This is a genomic window from Brevibacterium sp. LAARM2_SD2 (genome assembly GCF_057364785.1).
Genome location: NZ_JBNFOM010000007.1, coordinates 96814 through 115527, shown reverse-complemented (window position 1 = coordinate 115527; position 18714 = coordinate 96814). Strand labels below are relative to the sequence as shown.

Annotated in this window: 13 protein-coding genes and 2 pseudogenes; 8 read left to right on the top strand and 7 right to left on the bottom strand. The window is 66.3% G+C overall.

The window, feature by feature from the left end:
* Positions 1-16: 16 nt before the first annotated feature.
* Complete coding sequence (locus tag AC2W7K_RS06515; RefSeq protein WP_198500540.1) at positions 17-862, top strand: DNA-formamidopyrimidine glycosylase family protein; 846 nt, start codon at positions 17-19, stop codon at positions 860-862.
* A 317-nt stretch (positions 863-1179) separates the two neighbouring features.
* On the opposite strand, the gene AC2W7K_RS06510 is transcribed toward AC2W7K_RS06515, so the two are convergent.
* Positions 1180-2103: a LysR substrate-binding domain-containing protein gene (locus tag AC2W7K_RS06510; RefSeq protein WP_198500541.1), complete on the bottom strand. Its 924-nt coding sequence runs from the start codon at positions 2101-2103 to the stop codon at positions 1180-1182.
* Positions 2104-2309: 206 nt separating this feature from the next.
* Here AC2W7K_RS06510 and AC2W7K_RS06505 point away from each other — a divergent pair, with 206 nt between their 5' ends.
* A complete protein-coding gene (locus AC2W7K_RS06505; protein ID WP_198500542.1) occupies positions 2310-3848 on the top strand; it encodes an SLC13 family permease in 1539 nt (512 codons plus the stop codon).
* A gap of 20 nt (positions 3849-3868) precedes the next feature.
* Here the strand turns inward: AC2W7K_RS06505 and AC2W7K_RS06500 are convergent.
* Positions 3869-5774: pseudogene (locus AC2W7K_RS06500) on the bottom strand (primary-amine oxidase).
* 122 nt (positions 5775-5896) lie between these two features.
* On the opposite strand from AC2W7K_RS06500, the gene AC2W7K_RS06495 reads away from it, so the two are divergent.
* The 4 genes from AC2W7K_RS06495 to AC2W7K_RS06480 all read left to right on the top strand — a co-directional run bounded on the left by AC2W7K_RS06495 (position 5897) and on the right by AC2W7K_RS06480 (position 10776).
* Positions 5897-6556, top strand: coding sequence for a TetR/AcrR family transcriptional regulator (locus tag AC2W7K_RS06495; protein WP_198500544.1), 660 nt, complete (start codon positions 5897-5899; stop codon positions 6554-6556).
* A 5-nt stretch (positions 6557-6561) separates the two neighbouring features.
* Positions 6562-7494: an AraC-like ligand-binding domain-containing protein gene (locus AC2W7K_RS06490; RefSeq protein WP_198500545.1), complete on the top strand. Its 933-nt coding sequence runs from the start codon at positions 6562-6564 to the stop codon at positions 7492-7494.
* 276 nt (positions 7495-7770) lie between these two features.
* Positions 7771-9237, top strand: coding sequence for an APC family permease (locus AC2W7K_RS06485; RefSeq protein ID WP_282959858.1), 1467 nt, complete (start codon positions 7771-7773; stop codon positions 9235-9237).
* 123 nt (positions 9238-9360) lie between these two features.
* A complete protein-coding gene (locus AC2W7K_RS06480; RefSeq protein WP_198500547.1) occupies positions 9361-10776 on the top strand; it encodes an aldehyde dehydrogenase family protein in 1416 nt (471 codons plus the stop codon).
* A gap of 202 nt (positions 10777-10978) precedes the next feature.
* Here AC2W7K_RS06480 and AC2W7K_RS06475 read toward each other — a convergent pair whose 3' ends face one another.
* From AC2W7K_RS06475 to AC2W7K_RS06460, 4 genes and pseudogenes are all read right to left on the bottom strand, one after another.
* The gene (locus AC2W7K_RS06475; protein ID WP_232623835.1) at positions 10979-12940 is read right to left on the bottom strand and encodes an HNH endonuclease signature motif containing protein; all 1962 of its coding nucleotides are present in this window, start codon (positions 12938-12940) and stop codon (positions 10979-10981) included.
* A 210-nt stretch (positions 12941-13150) separates the two neighbouring features.
* Entirely contained in the window at positions 13151-13684 is a 534-nt protein-coding gene (locus AC2W7K_RS06470; RefSeq protein WP_344251448.1) for a hypothetical protein, read from the bottom strand.
* 264 nt (positions 13685-13948) lie between these two features.
* Positions 13949-15538: an FAD-dependent monooxygenase gene (locus AC2W7K_RS06465; protein ID WP_486005903.1), complete on the bottom strand. Its 1590-nt coding sequence runs from the start codon at positions 15536-15538 to the stop codon at positions 13949-13951.
* 109 nt (positions 15539-15647) lie between these two features.
* A pseudogene (locus AC2W7K_RS06460) lies at positions 15648-15773 on the bottom strand (FAD-dependent monooxygenase); the annotation flags it as partial.
* Positions 15774-16012: 239 nt separating this feature from the next.
* Between AC2W7K_RS06460 and AC2W7K_RS06455 the strand changes: the two are divergent.
* The gene (locus AC2W7K_RS06455) at positions 16013-16693 is read left to right on the top strand and encodes a GntR family transcriptional regulator (protein WP_137825869.1); all 681 of its coding nucleotides are present in this window, start codon (positions 16013-16015) and stop codon (positions 16691-16693) included.
* A 768-nt stretch (positions 16694-17461) separates the two neighbouring features.
* On the opposite strand, the gene AC2W7K_RS06450 is transcribed toward AC2W7K_RS06455, so the two are convergent.
* A complete protein-coding gene (locus tag AC2W7K_RS06450) occupies positions 17462-18055 on the bottom strand; it encodes a recombinase family protein (protein ID WP_198500549.1) in 594 nt (197 codons plus the stop codon).
* A 196-nt stretch (positions 18056-18251) separates the two neighbouring features.
* Here AC2W7K_RS06450 and AC2W7K_RS06445 point away from each other — a divergent pair, with 196 nt between their 5' ends.
* Positions 18252-18671 carry a hypothetical protein gene (locus AC2W7K_RS06445; RefSeq protein WP_198500550.1) on the top strand — a complete coding sequence of 140 codons (420 nt, stop codon included), beginning with the start codon at positions 18252-18254 and terminating at the stop codon, positions 18669-18671.
* The last annotated feature ends 43 nt before the right edge of the window (positions 18672-18714 follow it).

Below are 18714 nucleotides of genomic sequence, written 5' to 3'. Positions count from 1 at the left end.
GGCGCATACTGGACACATGCCGGAACTGCCCGAGGTCTCAGCGCTCGTCGACTTCCTCACCCCGCGTCTCGTCGGTGAGTTCATCGCGCAGGTCGACATCGCCGAGCTCTCGCTGCTGCACACCGCCGACCCGCCGCTCGACGCCGTCATCGGGCTCGAGATCACCGGGGTGAGGCGCGTCGGCAAAGCGCTCGTCATCGACTTCGACGGGCTGTCCCTGGTGTGCCGATTCGCCCGCGCCGGCTGGCTGGTCTGGCACGATGCCGCGCCGTCGACGCCGGTGCGGATGGGGAAGGGGCCGCTGGGGATGCGGGTCACGTTCGCTTCTGGTTCAGGGTTCGACCTCACCGAGGCGGGGACGAAGAAGAATGCGTCCGTGTCCCTCGTCCGCGACCTCGGCGATGTCGCTGCGCTCGCCGATGCGGGTCCCGACGCCCTGGAGATCACCGCGGAGCAGTTCGCCGCCGCGCTCGCCGGGACGACCTCACGGGTCAAGACTGTGCTCGACGATCAGAGCGTCGTCGCGGGCATCGGCAACGCCTTCTCCGACGAGATCCTCCACACCGCGAAGATCTCCCCGTTCGCGACGGCGAACAAGGCCGATGCCGATGCCGTGTTCGCAGCGATGACCTCGGTGCTCACTGCGGCACGGGAGGCGCTTTCGGGGCTGCCCCCGGCGAAGATCAAGGCCGCGAAGAAGAAGCTGCTGCGCGTGCACGGGAGGACCGGTCAGACGTGCCCGGTGTGCGGGACGACGATCGCCGAGGTCTCCTTCACCGACCGGTCGCTCCAGTACTGCCCCGGGTGCCAGACCGGTGGGAAGCGACTGAGCGACCGACGCATGGACCGCCTCCTCAAATAGCGGCGGCTGAGGCCGAGGGGTCGATGATGACGAAGCAGCCCCACAGCCGAACACCACCGACCGTGACCCGCAGCGACGTGGGCGCCAGGATTCCGAGGTCGAGCTGGCGGTGAGCACCGTGGAGTGCGCGCCGGTACGAGCCTCGGGCCCAGCCACTCTGAGAGTCCCGCTGCGGCACCTTTCGGACCGAACCGCAGAGCGGTGTTGAAGCACTGGCTGAAGCGGTGCTCGTCCGGTGGAGCCAGCGTGTCTCCTCAGCGACCGGGCGGGATTGCCGACGCAATCGATCCTGGGGAAGCAGTGGTCTTCTCGCGTTGTCAGGCGTTGTCGCGCAGGTGCGCGGAGGCAGCTCTGGTCAGGTTGGCAAACGCCGACTGGAGCGGCGTGATGGCGTGGCTTCCGTGGTCGCCGTGAGCGCGTCGGGCAACGGCGAGGCCGATGGTGAGCTGCTCAGCCAGCGGTCGGACAGCGATCGATGTCCGCAATGGCAGTCCTGAGGGATCCGGGATCAGTGCGACCCCCAAGCCGGCGCTGACCATTGCAATGAGAGTGGAGGTCTCCGTTGCGGTCTGGACGATGCGAGGGCGGAACCCCAGTTGTCGGTAGAGCTCCCAGACTGCAGACGCCACCGTGGAAGAGCGGGGATAGCTGACAAGGCCGGTGTCGGCCAACTCTGCCACGCTCACCGGATGCCCTTGAGGAGAACGGCAGATCGCGGGATGGTTCATCGGGAGAATCGCCACGATCGGAGTCTGTTCGAACTCGTCGAGTATGAGTTCGCCCGATTGCACTGGCGGCCGCAGTACAGCGATATCGATGCGGTTCTCAAGCAGGGCGTTCTCCATCTGGGGTGTGAGCATCTCACCGGAGATCTGAAGACGCACATTGGGGAGCTCGGTCTGCGCGCGTCTGACGACCTCAGGCATGAGCCTGTATGTTGCCGTTCCCGAGAACCCGACCCGGAGAACACCGGCGGCACCGCGGCCCACTTCCGCAACGTCGAACTCTGCGGCTTCGACGTCGGAGAGCAGCTGCCGGGCTCGATCCATGAGGAGCAGCCCCGCCTCGGTGACCTCGACTCTGCGCGTCGTTCGCTCGAACAGTGTGGTGCCGAGTTCGGCTTCGAGCTGTTTGATTTGGTTGGAGAGCGGAGGCTGGGCCATGTGCAGTCGATCTGCAGCGCGCCCGAAATGCTTCTCCTCTGCCACTGCAAGGAAATAGCGCAGGTGTCTCAGTTCCATAGGGGTTCCAATCACGGTTGACGCACGCGAGAAATCAAGCCCGGCGTGATCATTGCCGAACGGCCTCTCGGACCTCGATTCATATCGTCATCATATGAAAAGAGGAAAAACCTGTACTTCTGTATCTTGATCGTCAACTCTACAGTGATTGAGATCACTGGGAATCCTCGCTGTGATTCTGCGCGGGGACCGAGCTGGGAGATGACATGACTGACGCAACGACGCATCGGACGGGAAGCCACGAGACGAACCCCGAAGACACGCTGGACGGCGGACGGAGGCGCAACTGGTGGCTCGTCACACTTGGACCGCTGGCTGGTCTCGTCCTCGCCGCAATCCTGCCTGACTCCCTCTCGTTCGAGGGCCGGGCTGTGGCCGGGTGCGGGCTGTGGATGGCGCTGTGGTGGATGACCGAGGCTGCGCCCATCCCAGTGACTTCGCTTCTCCCGCTGGTGCTGTTTCCCCTGTTCGGAATGGGAGAGATGAAAGCCGTGGCGGCCCCTTACGCCGATCCGGTGATCTTCCTGGTCCTGGGTGGCGTCATACTCGGTCTGGCTGCTGAGAAGTCTCGGTTGCACCTGCGTGTCGCGCTCGTGACCATTCGCCTGGTGGGCACCAAGCCATCGCAGATAGTCCTCGGACTCATGATTGCTTCTGCGTTCGTTTCTGCGTGGGTCTCGAACACCGCCACCGCAGTCATCATGGTTCCCATCGCCGTCTCGATCATCGATCTCGTGCGGAGAGTGAACAGGCAGGCAGTCGGTCCGAAGTTCGCCGCGTCGATGCTTCTCGGTGTTGCCTACGGAGTGACGATCGGATCGACGGCAACGCTGATCGGCCAGCCCCCGATGGCGCTCATGAAGGGCTATCTCAGTGAGGCCTATGACTTCGACATGGGGTTCGGCACCTGGATGCTCATCGGGATCCCGTGGGCGATCGTCATGCTGTTCATTGCATGGGCGGTTCTCACCAAATTGGTGTTCCGTCCAGAGGTCGACAAGCTCCCAGGAGGTGAGGGTGTGATCCGCGAGGAACTCGCGAAACTCGGGCGAATGACCACCGCGGAGCGCCGAGTGTCGGTGATCTTCTTGGTGGCGATCTTCTTCTGGGTCGCTGTTCCGTTTCTCGCGCAGATTCCGTGGCTGGCCGCCAACGCCGCCTTTCTCGGGTCAATCGATGACGCGCAGGTTGCAATGGCTGCGGCGATCGCCTGTTTCATCGTGCCCGCTGGGGGCGGCACGAACGGCAGCGACGGGCGGGCGCTGTTGCGATGGTCGGACGCGAAGGAGGTCCCCTGGGGCCTGCTGCTGCTCTTCGGCGGAGGCCTGTCCCTGTCGGCGATGTTCACTGCCACGGGTTTCTCAGGATGGGTGGGAGAGCAGGTTGCCGGTCTGACGGGCCTGCCCCCATGGCTGATCATCGTCGCAGTCATTGTCGTAGGTCTCGGCTTGACCGAGCTGACATCGAACACCGCTACCGCAGCGGCGTTCCTGCCGATCTTCGGTGCCGTCGCGGTGGGGGTCGGCCTCGATCCGCTATTCATGACGATTGCGGTGACCCTCGCTGTCTGCTCCGCCTACATGCTTCCAGTCGCGACGCCCTCCAACGCCGTGGCGTTCGGCACGGGTGAAGTCTCCATCAAGCAGATGATGCGTGCGGGACTGTGGTTGAACGTCATCTCACTCGGGTTGATCATGATCGTCATGTATACGCTGGTTCCAGTCGTCTTCGGGGTCTCTCTCTGATCGTGTGACCCGCCCGCCCCTCACTCCGCGCAGCAGTGGCCGCCGGAGTCGGGGGCCGGCACGTCGAGGACGGGGGAGCGGTCGAAGAAGCCCTCGGGGCGCAGCTTGAAGCCGACGGTATCGACGGGCATGATCGGCCAGTCCTCGACGCGTGGAAAGTGCGTGAGCCCGAACGTGTGCCACACGACGATGTCCTCACCGTCGACGCTGCGGTCGGCCTGCGTCCATGTCGGCAGGCCGGCATGACCGGCGTGCTGGTTGGGGAAATCGCCGGTCGGGTACCGCTCGTCGACGTCGTACTGGCTCACCCACAGCGCCTTCGACGCGAACGTCGCCCGCTTGTGGACCGAGGACTCCTCGGCGGCGAGCAGCGTCGGCAGACCGGCCGGATGGAGTTTGTAGGCGACGGGCTCGCCGAGGCGGTTGATCGACTCCGGGTTCGACACCACCCACGTCCGGGCCACCGACTGGTCGGCGTCGCGCTGGGCCGCGAGCTCCGTGGCGAGCAGGGTGCGCTTGCGGGTGAAGGCGTTGCCGCGCGGGTTCTCATCCGAGACCGGCAGCCGGACGACGTCCTCCTCCTCGACCCGGCAGCCGCCGCCGTCGAGGGCGAAGTCGAGGCGGGCGCCGAAGAGATGCTGGTGGAACGGGGCGCCGAGCCCCGGTGCGATCTCCGAGGCGAAGTCCGTCGAGCCGTTCGGCAGCGCCGAGGTGAAGACCACGCCCGTCGCCTTCGCCTCGAACTCGATCGTCCCGTCGAGGTAGAGGTACCAGTAGAACCCGTAGTCGTAGTTGCCGACGGTGGTGAAGAACGAGACGACGAAGCGCCGGTTGCGCCGCGTGTAGGCGACCCCCGACCACAGGTCCGAATGCTTCGCGAGCACCCCGGCATCCTCCTCGTGCATGCAGATGCCGTTGCGGATCTGCCGCGGCTCGCCGAGGTTGTTGACGACCCACGGGGAGAGGTAGGTGATGTCGCCGAGGCAGTCGCACCCGAGTTCGAGCGAGTTCGCCCACTGGCCGACGAGGTATTCGCCGGTGTCGAAGTAGTTCTGCCACGACCGCACCGGGGAGGGATCGCCGTAGGGGGACGACCATCTCCGCGATCGCGGCCCGGTCGAGGATCCGCCGGGTCTCATCCCCGTCGGTGAACGCGATGTTTTGGAGGACGAGACCCTCGCGCATGTCGAAGCCGACGTCGAAGGACCACTTCTCCCAGTCGATGTGGTTGCCGTCGGTGACGGTGAAGCTCGGTCCCTCGGGCTGGGTGATCGAGATCGGCTTCTGTGTCGTGCGCAGCGGACCGGTGAGCTCGGGGTCGGTGTAGTTGCCGTGCTCGGCCGGGATCGGCACGTCCTCGAGGTCGAGGACCTGGTCGACGCTGCGGTTCGTCACATCGACGTAGGCGACGAGGCCGTCGATGGGGTGCGCCCACGCGCTGTCGGAGGCGTGCTGCTGGTGGAACGCGAGCCCGCGGAGGATCCGCCGTCCCGCCTCGTCGGGGTATTCGAAGACACCGGCCGACAGGGGAGCGACCCGGACCTCGTCGAGGGCGAGACCGCGCCGGGCGATCGCCTCCTGCCACGCGGGATCCTCGCTGAGCACCTGTTCGACGATCTCGAACTCCTCTTCCATGACGGGGAACTCGCCGGCGACGGCGGAGTCGACCTCGGTGACGGATTCGACGCTGCGGTGGGTCGCGGACACGACGATGTCACGGGCGGTGCCGGCTTCCTTGTCGCTGACGAGGACGCGGAACCGGCGATCGACGGTGCTGGCGTCGCGCGCGGTGCCGCGGACGGGATCGAGGAGCCCGAGGTAGGCGATCCGCGCCGCGGCGGGGAAGAGATCGGCGTCGCGGAGCGTGTCGACGACCGTCGTCATCTCGTCATCCGTGGCCAGGGAGTAGGGGGTCTGGGGAGTCATCGTCCACCTCTGCGGTCTGAGGGTTCCAGGAATCTGGGGGTTGGCGATCAGGGGTTGGCGTGAGCCGGATCACGTTATAATCTACACTCGTAGGAAATAAAGTCAATGGGGATGGAGCACCGGTGCCGAAGATCGTCGACTACGCCCAGCGTCGCCGCGACATCGTCGACGCGACGATGCGGATCATCGCGCGCCAGGGCCTGCCGGGGGCGACGATGCGCGACATCGCCGCCGAGGCGGGGTTCGCCAACGGCGTCGTCAAGTCCTACTTCGGGTCGAAGGCCGACCTCCTCGCCGCGACCTATGTCGACGTCTACGAGGCGACGAATCGCCGCGTCGTCATCGCCACGGCGGGCCGGAGCGGGCTGACCGCGCTGCACGCGTTCGCCGCCGAGGTCGTTCCCCTCACCCCCGAGCTCCGCGACGAGGCCCGCGTCGTCCTCTCCTTCCTCGCCGAGGTGGCCCAGGATCCGGTCCGGGCCCGCGAGGTGCGGGCGACGATGGCCCGCTGGCGGGAGTGGATCCGCGGGTGGCTCGCCGAGGCGGCCGCTGCGGGGGAGATCTCCGCTGAAGTCAGCATCGACGTCGAGACCGACATCCTCCTCACCTACCTCTACGGGGCGCAGACGACGTCGATCCTCGGCGGGGAGAGCTTCGACTTCGAGGGATTCCGGACCCAGCTGAGCTACCTCATCGCGCGGCTCGACACCAGGCATGTCGGAACCCGGCATCTCGCAACCGGAACGCGCGAATCCAAGGAAACGGCACAGGCAGGCAGGTGAGAGCGATGACGCTGATGGAGAGCACGGCCGCGGACTTCGACGATTGGCGCAGCCTCGTCTCCGACTCGTTCGTGCCGCTCGAGACCGACCCGCAGCGCCGCGGAGCCTTCGCCGGCTCGATCAGCGCCCGAGACTACGACGCCGTCGTCATGTCCCACATCTGCGCCAACCCCCACGCGGTGCTGCGCACCCCGCGGCTCATCGCCGGCGGGGGAGAGGACTACTACAAGGTCTCCCTCCAGGTCAGCGGGCACGGTCTCCTCGTCCAGGACGGCCGCGAAGTGCCTTTGGCGCCGGGCACTCTCGCCCTCTACGACACGTCCCGGCCGTACACGCTCAGCTTCGACACCGACTCGACGTCGTACGTCATGATGTTCCCGCAGTCGCGGGTCACCCTGCCGCAGGACAGCGTCGCCCAGCTCACGGCGACGGCGATCGGCGCCGGCCACGACCTCGGCGCCGTCGTCTCCGATGTCATCGTCCGCGCCGGCACGATGCTGCCGACCCTGACCCGCTCGGTGGGGATCAGGTTCGCCGGCAATATCGTCGACCTGCTCACGACGGTCATGGCCGATGAGCTCAGCGACGGCGCCGAGGTGCCCGATGAGCGACAGCGGCTGTGGACTCAGGTCATCGCCCACATCGACGACCACCTCGGCGATCCGACGCTGTCACCGGCGACGATCGCAGCCGCGCACTTTATGTCCGTGCGCGCCCTCCACCAGCTGTTCGCCGGTGGGGAGAGTGTGGCCGGGGAGATCCGCCGACGGCGCATCGACCGCTGCCGGGTCGACCTCGCCGATCCCCTGCAGAGGCACGTGCCGGTCGCCGCGATCGGCGCGCGGTGGGGGCTGCCTGATCCGGCGCACTTCTCCCGCCTCTTCCGCAAGGTCGTCGGTCAGCCGCCCGCCGTCTTCCGCCGCACCCACCTCGAATGACCACTGTCGTTGCGTGACCCAGGTTGCCGGGTGACCCTGGCCGCCGGGTGAGGCTGTGCACGGGAGGTCAAGGGGACTGCTCGGAAAGCCAAGACGCGCCGGCTGGTGGCGCGGCAGGGTGGGGAGAACAATGACGTCTGTGAGGTGAACGACATGAGCGCTGCCACCGGGAATTCCCACGGCCCCGGCCAGTCCAGCAGTTCCGGCCATGCCGGCGGCGCTGGTGGTCCGGGCGGCCCTGGTGATCGCAGCGGCATCGGTCACTCAAACGGTCCCGTGCGTTCGCACGGTCACGGTCCGGCGGCTGCGAGCCTCGATGCGCGGAGGATCGGCACCCCGGCACTCGTCTTCATGATCATCGCCGCCTCGGCGCCGCTGACGGTCGCCGCCGGCGGACTGCCGAGCAACTTCGCGGTCACCGGACTCCTCGGGATCCCGCTGTCGTTCATCATCCTCGGCGTCATCCTCATCCTCTTCGCGATCGGCTACGGGGCGATGAGCCAGCACGTCCACAATGCGGGCGCGTTCTTCGCCTACATCGCCAAGGGGCTGGGCAAGCGGATCGGCGTCGGAGCCGCGCTGACGGCGCTCATGTCGTACAACGCGATGCAGATCGGCATCGTCGGGATGTTCGGCTTCGTCTTCTCCTCACTCCTGAACTCGTTCTTCGGGCTCACCGTCTCGTGGGTCGTGTGCGCGCTCATCGGCTGGGTCGTCGTCGGTCTCATGGGCATCGCCCGGGTCGATTTCTCCGCGAAGATCCTCGGCATCATCGTCACCACGGAGTTCCTCGTCGTCGTCATCTACGACGTCATCGGACTCTCGAACAGCCCCGAGGGGCTGTCGACGGCCGGCTTCGCCCCCGGTGACCTCTTCGTCCCGGGGATCGGCGCGGTGCTCGCATTCTCGATCGCGGCGTTCATGGGCTTCGAGTCCGGGGCGATCTACAACGAGGAGGTCAAGGATCCCAAGCGCACGGCCGGACGGGCGACGATCATCGCGGTGTGCCTCATCGCCGTCTTCTACGCCTTCTCCGGCTGGGCGATGGTCATGGCCGAAGGTCCCTCGCAGCTCGTGCCCCGCGCCCAGGAGCTCGGTCCCGATCTCATGTTCGCCTACCTCGGCGAGCACGCCCCGGTGTGGTTCGTCGACCTCGCGAACCTCCTCTTCCTCACCTCGCTGCTCGCCGCTCTCGTCGCGTTCCACAACATCGTCGCCCGGTACTTCTTCGCCCTCGGCCGCGACAGTGTGCTCCCGTCGTTCCTCGCCCGCACTTCACGACGGTCAGGCGCGCCCGTCGCGGGATCGCTCACGCAGTCGGCGCTCGCCCTCATCGTCATCCTCGTCTTCGCGGCCGCGGGCGCCAGCAGCACGGATCCGCTCTTCCCCGTCGTCACCCTCTTCACGTGGCTGACGAACATGGGGGCGTTCGGCCTCGTCCTGCTCATGGCGCTCACCGCGCTCGCCGTCATCGGGTTCCTCCGAACCCAGCGCGCGGAGTACTCGACGTGGGTTCGGCTCATCGCGCCCGGCATCGCGGCCATCGGACTCTTCGTCCTCTTCTTCGCGATCGTCGCGAACTTCGACGTCCTCATCGGCACGACGGAGCCGACCGTGCTCTCGTGGCTGCTGCCGCTCCTCGTCCTCGTGCCCGGGCTCATCGGCACCCTCTGGGCCTTCTGGCTGCGCGGCAGCCGGCCCGAGCTCTATGCAGGAATCGGATCCGGTGGAAGTCTGGGATGAGGACCTGCATGAGACGAGGATCTGCATGAGACCCCGCGACCCTGACAGTCGGCGTCGACCCGACCGTTGGCTTCCACCCGACCGCACCCGTCCCACTCACCGAATCCGAACCGAAGGAGCATCATGAGCACCGACCTCACGACCTACGATGGACTGCTCGCCGCGATCAACGACCCGGCGGGTCGCGAGATCACCGACCCGGCGACCGGTGATGTCATCGGCTGCACCCACGAGGGCACCGTCGCCGACATCGACGCGGCCGTCAGCGCCGCGGTCGCAGCGCAGCCGGCGTGGGCCTCGCGCCCCGTCGCCGAACGCAACGACCTGCTCAACAAGGCCGCCGACGCCATCGAGGCCTCCGCCGAGGCGCTCGCACAGCTGCTCTCCCGCGAGGCGGGCAAGCCGCTCAACGGGCCCAACGCGCGCTTCGAGGTCGGCGCCTGCGCGGCGTGGCTGCGGGCGAACGCGGCCTTCGTGCTCGAACCCGAGGTCCTCGTCGACGAGGACGGCACGCACGCCGAACTCGTCTACGACCCGGTCGGCGTCGTCGGCGCCGTCGGTCCGTGGAACTGGCCGATGATGATCACCGTGTGGCAGCTCGCCCCGGCCCTGAAGATGGGCAACGCCGTCGTCGTCAAGCCCTCGGAGTACACACCGCTGTCGGTCCAGGGCCTCATCGCCGTCATCAATCAGGTGCTGCCCGCCGACGTGCTCTCCGTCGTCGCCGGTGACGGGGCCGTCGGTGCGGCGCTGACCGACCACGACGACGTCGACAAGATCATGTTCACCGGCTCGACGAAGACCGGGCAGGCGATCATGCGCTCGGCCGCTGACAACCTCGCCCGGCTCACCCTCGAGCTCGGCGGCAATGACGCGGGCATCGTCCTCGAGGACGCGGACCCCAAGGCAATCGCCACCGACCTCTTCTGGGGCGCGTTCATCAACACCGGTCAGACCTGTGCGGCGATGAAGCGACTCTACGTCCCCGAGTCCCTCTACCAGGAGGTCTGCGACGCCCTCGTCGAGGTCGCCGCGCAGATGCCGATGGGTGTCGGCCTTGACGAGAACAACGTGCTCGGTCCTCTGCAGAACAAGCAGCAGTACGACATCGTCGCCCGTCTCGTGCAGGCGGCAAAGGACGGGGGAGCGACGGTGCTCGTCGGCGGAGACCCGCAGGAGGGCCAGTCGGGATACTTCTACCCGACGACGATCGTCGCCGACATCGACAACGACAACCCGCTCGTGGCCGAGGAGCAGTTCGGTCCCGCCCTGCCGATCATCAAGTACACCGACCTCGACCAGGCGATCACCTGGGCCAACGAGCTCGAAGTGGGGCTCGGCTCCTCGGTGTGGGGGTCCGACCTCGACGAGGCCAAGCGGGTCGCGGCGCGACTCGAAGCCGGCTCGACGTGGATCAACAAGCACGGCGCCATCGATCCTCGCGTGCCCTTCGGCGGTGTCAAGAAGTCCGGTTACGGCCTCGAGTTCGGTCTCGAGGGCCTCAAGCAGGTGAGCGTCCCGCACGTCATCTCCTGGTGACCAGTCGTCTCCTGGGGTGTGCTAGCTCCTAGGTGATGGCGACATTCGGCCGTCCGGCCGGGTCCGGTTGATCTGATCCCGGGCCCGGTCGGGCCATATCTGGGGTTGGGTTGCCTCTCGGAGTGGCAGACTCTTCCGGCAACACGGCGACGCCGTACAACAGAGCGCCTCGATCCTTCGGCCACGCGGCAGTGCCCGCAACTCAGAACGGTGGCGGCTCGCCGTTGTCCCAGACCCATTCCTGCTGAGGGGACGCCGGCCGCCGGACGATTCCCATGCGCTTGACCCAGCCGGGTCTCCCGATTTCGCCCTGCGGACCGGGACAGTCGTCGGAGATGCGCGTGTCTCCCGATTCCGGCAGCGATTGCTCGGGCGGCGGTGGTTCCGGCGGCGGTGGTAGCTCGGGAGGTGGCGCAGGTGGCGACTCGGGCGGTGGCTCGGGTGGTGGTTCGACCGTGGCGAACTGCCTGGCGTGCTCGACGTTGACAGGGTTGTCCCCTGCAACGAGAATCGCGCTCACTCCGTGGGCGAAGCGGTACCGGAGGAGGCCGGCGGACTCCATCCACACGGCGTACTTCCTGTCCGTCTTCGCCTGGTGGTGCGATTTGCAGAGGGGATGGAGGTTGCCGAACACGGTGAGTCCGCCGTGTTCGGGGTCATCGTGGTCGAACGGAATGATGTGGTCGACTTCTGAGGATTCTGCTCGCCGTCGGCATCCGGGGACGGTGCACGACTGCCATTGGGCGATGAGCGTCTGTCTCACCGTCTGTGGAATGTAATAGCTCTTGGCCTGGGCATCGACCGGAGTGCCGGTGGCGGGGTCGGTGAGGATCCGCGACCACGTCGAGCAATGGCCGGCGACGCGTCGCGCCATGTCCGCCGGAACCGGTGAGCCGTCGGAGAACGTCCCCGGCAGCTCGGACTGGTCGAGCAGTGACATGAGCGGCACCGTCATGATCATCCGGGCCTGATTGGCGAACCAGAACCCTGTGGTCGGCAGGGAGAGATTGAGACCGAGGAGAGGACGACCCTCCTCGTCGCGGTCGACGTCGACCGCCTCCTCGAACCGATCGGCCGCCGCGGTGAGGGCATCGGCGATGTCGGCGACGCTGCGCACGTGCTCGGTGTCGAAGGGGATCTCCCGTGTGGTGACCTCGCCGGTGTCGGTGTCGTGGGCCCGCACCTCGATGCCGACCTGGGGCCTCGTCTGGGTGAAGATGTCGAACATCAGAGCCATGATCGTGCGGTCGTCTTCGATGACGGCACCGGACGGGAGCATGTCGGCGAACGGTGCGGTGCTGTTGTTCCGGATCGCTTTGGCGAAGGCTTCGATGCGGAGGAAACAGGCTTGGAGTTCCGCTGAGGGGCCGGTGATCGTCAGGCACGACGTGCCGTCCGGATGGGTGGTGAGGTCGACGCGGCGGTGGTCGAAGGCACGCTCGCTGCGCTCCTCGACGGGTTCGACCACGCTGATCTTCATGGCCAGGGACTTGCGGAAGGTCTCGATCGTGACATCGGCGCGACGCCGCGCGAGGTAGCAGTCGATCTCCGGCAGGTGGGCGAACCCGATGTCCTTGCACAGACGCGCGGCGGCGACGACGTGGGCGTAGGTGAAGTCGCCGGCGAGGCAGCGCTCGTGGAACTTCGGCAGTCCGTGGATGAGGAGCATCGCCGTGGTGATGTGGGTGTAGGTCGTGGTGATCGAGTTGCCGAGGATGGTCGCGAGCTCCGCGATGTCCTCGGCGTGGGAGTGCGCATGGACCCAGCCGTCGATCGACTGGGTCTCGCGGAAGCGCGGGAAGCCGGGCAGGACTGCCGTGTCGGAGGCTTCGCCGTCATCGCGTTCCGAAGGCACTTTTGGACTGTCCGACGCCGTATCAGCCTGGTCGTCGCGGGTGCGCGCCCGCGCGAAGCGTCGAGCGGTCTCGGTCAGGCTCGCGTGCCGGTACGGTTCGTCCGCATCGGGATTCATGAGGTTGAGGTGGTCGATGACCTCGTCGTGGAAGAGCGCGGCAGTCGTCTCGAGCGCGGTGAGCTGGGCCCGGTCACACGCGGAGTAGACGTCGACGGCAGCGGCGAAACGGGAGTCCGGATCGACATTGATGCGCCGGCTGTTTCGGCCAGGCTGAGCTCCGGAAGGGACTGATTCGGTTGTGTCGGTCACGGGGATTCACCTGTCTTCCCACGTCAACGTGGTTAATGACATCAGTGTAGTTCACGATCCAGATGAAGTCAATGGGTTTCTCGAAACTGATTCGAACGCAAAAATCGATAGATTCTCTGTGCTCAGCGATTTTCGGAGCCCGCGATGACATGCGAACGCCCTCCCACCTCGGCGAGCGAGGAGAGAGGGCGCGCGGAAGGGAGGGGAGGGTCAGTCCTCCCAGTAGGCGTTGTCGATCGTCTCCGGCATGCCGTCGATGACGTCGACCTCTTCGACGTGATCGTCGGCGAGGGCGTCGACGTCGAGATCGTCGCCGCTGAGCTCGGCGACCTCGGAGTCGTCGTCGCCGTAGGAGACCATGTCGTCCCCGTCGCGGTTGCCCTGTTCGGCGGCGGTCGTCGGGTCGGTGTCGAGGTCGCCGTCGAGCGCGGGGGCGTCCTGTTCGTCGTCCCAGCCGGCGTCGGCGATGAGGGCGTCGTCGGCGCCTTCGATGCCGGTGCCCTCGGGTCCTTCGGCGCCCGGTTCGACGTAGGGCTCGCTGTCCTCGTCGTCGATCTCGTCGAAGTCGTCCGATTCGGCGTCGTCCTCGGCTTCGTCGGCGGTTTCCTCGAGACCGGTGAGGTCGACCCCGGTGGGCTCGGCGTCGTCCTCTTCGAGCTCTTCCTCGTCGAACTCGTCGTCCTGCGTGAGGAAGTCGTTGTCAGCGGGATCGGTGTCGTCTGCCCAGGTGTCGCCGGTGCTCATGGTCGCTCCTTGGTTCGGGTCGGTACATCCTTATTCTTGCACCGTTGCGCGACGGTGGGGACAGGCAGCGGAAAGTGCTGAGGAATCGGTCGCGCAGGATGGATCCCCTGCAGAGATCTCCGGGATCTCCCCAGCTCGCCGAGGCGGTCCTGCGGTTCCCGCGCCCGCCCGGTCCCGCGCCCGCCCGGTCCCGTGCCCGCCCGGTCCGGAGCCGGCGCGGTTGAGGAAGCTCCGCGCCGGGCCCTCTCCACGTCTCGAGCGTCCTCAGACAGTCACGCCGTTGACTCCTGCCGCCGCGACCCCGTTCGACTCGGATGTGCCGAGGCGCGACCCTGACCCCGCACCCTGAGACCCCGCACCCTGAGACCCCGGCGTCACCGCGAGCAGCGAGTCGAAGACCCGGCGGAGCTCGCTGTCGGCGTCGGGCACGCCGGCGACCGAGCGGTAGGCGACGTAGCGGTCGGGGCGGACGATGACGACGCCTGAGGAGCTGATGCCGCGGTTCTTCATCCACGCCATCCGCACGTCGACGAAGTCGCAGCCCTCGAGGCCGACGGTGTGCGCTCTCAGCGGCAGGCCGCGCTCGGCGGCCAGCCGGTTCGCCGCATCGACCCAGCCCTGGCCGTCCTCGCCGGCGAGGACGAGGAAGTGCCCACCGGCGACGAGGTCGCCGAGCGCGATGCGCTCGTTCGACTTCTCGACGAAGGCGTGGGGGAGCGGATGGCCCGGCTTGGTCGAGGGCTCGTAGAGCCGCACGGGGTCGATGGGGGAGTAGTCGGGCGATCCGTCGGAGACGATGGCCGCGGAGTCGTACCGATACCCGAACTCGACGTTGTGATGGCGGAACTCCATCGTCTGCGTCCCGATCGCCTTGTTGAGCGCGTGGCGCTTCTCCGCAGCGTTGGGCAGCGAGTCGTCCCAGATCGGCTCGAGTTCGGCCCAGTTGTCCGTAGCGGAGGCTTCGGGCGAGAGGTTGAGCGCCTTGTCGATCGTGAAGTGATTCATCGCCGAGGCGACCGCGGCGTCGACATTGTCCTGATCGACCGGCTGGCGCTCGGCTTCGTAGGTGTCGAGCAGTGCGTCGTCGGCCTTGCCGGCGAGGACGAGGGAGAGCTTCCACGCGAGGTTGTACCCGTCGTGGATCGCGGAGTTGAGCCCGAGTCCGCCGGTCGGCGGGTGGCGGTGGGCGGCGTCGCCGATGAAGAAGACGTCGCCGGTCCTGAACCTCTCGGCCACGACTCCCTCCATGATCCACGGCGAGACCTTGTGGACCGTGAGCGCCGAGCGGTCGACGCCGAGGACGGTGCACAGGCGCTCGATGACGAGATCGTCTCTCAGCGCGTCCTTGTCGTGCGTCGCGTAGTCGAGATGCACGACCCACTCCTCCGAGGTCGTGCCCCAGTGCTCCGGTCCCATCGCCACGAGGACGCCGGAGGACCACGATCCGCCGAACTCCGGATTGACGAGCCAGCGGATGAGCACATCGTCGTCGCGGGCCGACTGGGAGAGGTCGGCGGAGAAGTGGACGGAGACCATCATCATGAGGTCCGTCGGACCGGTCATGCCGACGCCGAGGGCCGGGCCGATCGTGCGCCCGCGGTCGGCGGCGATCGCATAGCGGGCACGCACGGTGTACTCGGTGTCGGTGTCCTTGTCGAGCACCGTCGCGCGCACGCCCTCGTCGAGCTGCTCGATCGCGGTGACCTCGTGATTGAAGCGCACGCCTCGCGGGTCGGGATGGAGCGTCCGGGCGTGGTCGAGGAGGAGCGGTTCGAGGCGGATCTGGGGCAGATTGCACGTGCGCTTCGCGCTCGCCGCGATGTAGTCGGGGTCGGTGTAGCCGCCGCCCCACACCTCGAGATGGCCGAGTCGGCGCCCGGAGTACCGGTGGTCGCCGACGAGCGGCGTACCACCCGGTGGCCTTCATGTTCTCGGCGGGCGTGCTGCGCTTCTCGACCTCCGGGGCCACGCCGACCTCCTCGAAGATCTCCATCGTGCGCTGATTGAGCACGTGGGCCTTCGGCAGCTTCGAGGTGTAGGGCAGCGAGCTGACGAGCAGGTGATCGACGCCGAGCTTCGACAGGTTCATCGAGGCCGACAGTCCGGCTCCGCCGCCGCCGATGATGAGAACGGGTACTTCGATATCAGCCATGGTGCCTCCTTGCATCCCGGCATCGGCGTTGCGATGCCACAGGCTCTGATCCGACTTCTGCGCCACGATCGGTCGTCGCGTGGTGTCCACCGTATGAGCTGAATCACGACATTGCAAGAGAAAAAAGATATTTTCAGCAAACGTCGACAGATGGCTGTTCCATCTATACTGGCGCTATGCCTGCACCTCGAGCCGGAAGCACGCTCTCCGCGGAAGCCTATGATCGCCTGCGCGCCGAGCTGCTGCGCGGAAGCTTCACCCCGGGCTCGAAGCTGCGCATCGGCGAGATCGCCCGCGGATTCTCCGTCAGCGCCTCGGTGCTGCGGGAGGCGATGACCCGGCTGGCCCAGGACGGACTGCTCAGTGCGAGTCCGCAGCGCGGCTTCTCGGTTCCCGAGCTCACCGTCGGAGCGCTCGAGGATCTCACTCGGGCCCGCCGGATCATCGAAGCCGCCGCCCTGCGCGAGTCGATCGCCGATGGGAGCCTGTCGTGGGAGTCGGATGTGCTCGCGGCTCACCACATGCTCGAGCGCACGCCCTTCACCGACGGGGGCGGGCACATCACCGAGGAGTGGGGGCATGTGCACCGGGCGTTCCACGAGGTGATCCTCGCCGGCGGCCGCAGCGAGACGCTGGCGAAGGTGGCGACCGACCTGCGGGCGCGCTCGGCGCTCTTCGTCCACTGGTCGCGCGAGCTCGTCGTCGACGAGTCCCGTGACGTTCCCGCTGAGCACCGGGAGATCGCCGAGGCGACGGTGGCCCGTGATGTCGAGCGCGCGGTCGATGCCCTCGAGTGCCATATCCAGCGGTCGGCCGATGTGCTCATCGCCAGCGTCACCGCGAAGGCGAGTGCCTGAGCCTCGCGCCCGTGGCAGCTGCTCGTCCCTGGCAACTGCCGGTCCCTGAGACACAGAAGAACCCCGCGGAATCCGCGGGGTTCTTCGTGGTGGTGGCTCCGACCGGCGTCGATCCGGTGACCTTTCGATTTTCAGTTTCGATGTATGGTCAGTGTTGGTGGGGGAGGGAATATGAGAGTGTCCAAAAAGTGACTGTCGATTTCGGCGGTAATGACTTTGATGCGGCAGCGGATTCCGGTATTCGCTTCGTCCCTGCCGTGACGGTGATCGCGCCGAGGTCACCTCGACCCGGCGCGCGCTCGGGCCGCCGATCCTCGCAAGCGCGGCAGTCGTTAACCGAGTCGCTTATACCACGCTGGTTTGCTCTACCACCTAGTGTCAAATCGTCATTGGAATGAAACTGTGATGTTACTATTCCATGATCTAGGGTAGCTTAGAGGAGTGGTGCGGCGGCCGGCGTTCACCGTCTTGGGGACCTCGGGAGCTGCGTCTCGCTCGTGCCGAACGGCAGGACATGGTCCGGATGCTCTCGGACGAGGGAATGAGCACCAGGGCGATCGCTCCGATAGTGGGGGCGAGCGATAGGCAGGTGAGGCGCGATGTTTCAGGTGGGACAAATGTCCCACCTGACCCTACTCCACCGCACGTCAACACCGATACCGGCGAGATCATCGACGAGCCGGTCAAGACGACAGGCATGGACGGGAAGCAATACTACCGGCCTAATCAATCTGCAAGTGACACAGCAGGGCCACGGCTATGCGACAACTACAGGCTGAGAGTCTCCCTCATCTCCTCCGCTTCCCTGACGTAGCGATAGCCCGTCGGTCGAGACTTACCGAGGACCTCGGCAATCTCGGGTGCCGTGTGCCCCGAGTCGATGAGGGCGAGCACTCGGCGTGCCAGCTTCTCGTTCATGACACGCCGCCTGCCGCCGACTTTGCCGTTCTCGCGCGCTTTGGCGAGCGAGGCCGTGGTGCGTTCGCTAATAAGTTCACGCTCATACTCGGCCATTGTGATGACCATTCCGGCCATCATCCGCCCGGCGGATGTGCTGGTGTCGATCCCGTCTGTGATGGAGACCAGCGTGATGCCGGCGTTCTTGAATTGTTCGATGAGGGTGGCAATGTGAGCCATTGACCGGCCTAGCCGGTCGAGTTTCCAGACCTTGACGGTATCGCCTGGTCGGAGTTGGGCGAGCAGGCTGTCGAGCCCGGGGCGCTGTTGTCGTGTCCCGGAGACTCCTACGTCTTGGAGGATGCTCTCTTCTTCGACTCCTGCTGCGCTGAGCGCGTCAACCTGCTGGTCGACCGTCTGGTCGTTGGTGCTGACTCTCACGTATCCAAATGTCTTGTTCGCCATGATGGCCTCCCTAGATGTGTCTCATGAAACGTTGCGTTGTGAGACAATCTATCAAGATCAATGTGGACACGCAAGATGAGACGCGAGATTGATCGTTCACGGAGTGTTTGAGTAGTGCTCGCGTGTATCGTCTGGGGGATCGTTTTACGAGACACCTTCCTCGCCTGGTGTCGGCCCTGCCGGGTACGATTGCGACATGAGCGGCACCGAGAATGATGACAGCTTGGCGTTCGAGAGGAACCACGGATGCCGATTCGGCGAATGTGGAATACAGGTGATCGACGTTGTCATGTCGGAGGGCATTGGGAAGCTCGTTCGAGTCGGCGAGGGCGTGATCGTGAGTCACGCGCTTGAGGTGCTGCGCGAGCTGCACCCCGAGACCCTCGTTCAGAGCACGATCATAGAGGCCGCGGCCGAGGACTTCGATGACTTCGGGCACATCCGAGAGTCGGAGGACACCGCGCTTGTCTGCGCGGTGCTCGATGCGCTGGAGGGGATCGAGCATCTCGAGCCCGATGCGACCGTGTCGCTTGATTTGATCCGACGCGGCCTCGCCTGTAGTTGGGAGGCGTACCACCTGGAGTTCAATACGGGCCTGTTCGGCCCTGTGGCCTGAGCCTACGGGCGGCTGGTCGAAGAGGTGAGGCTCACGGCCGAGT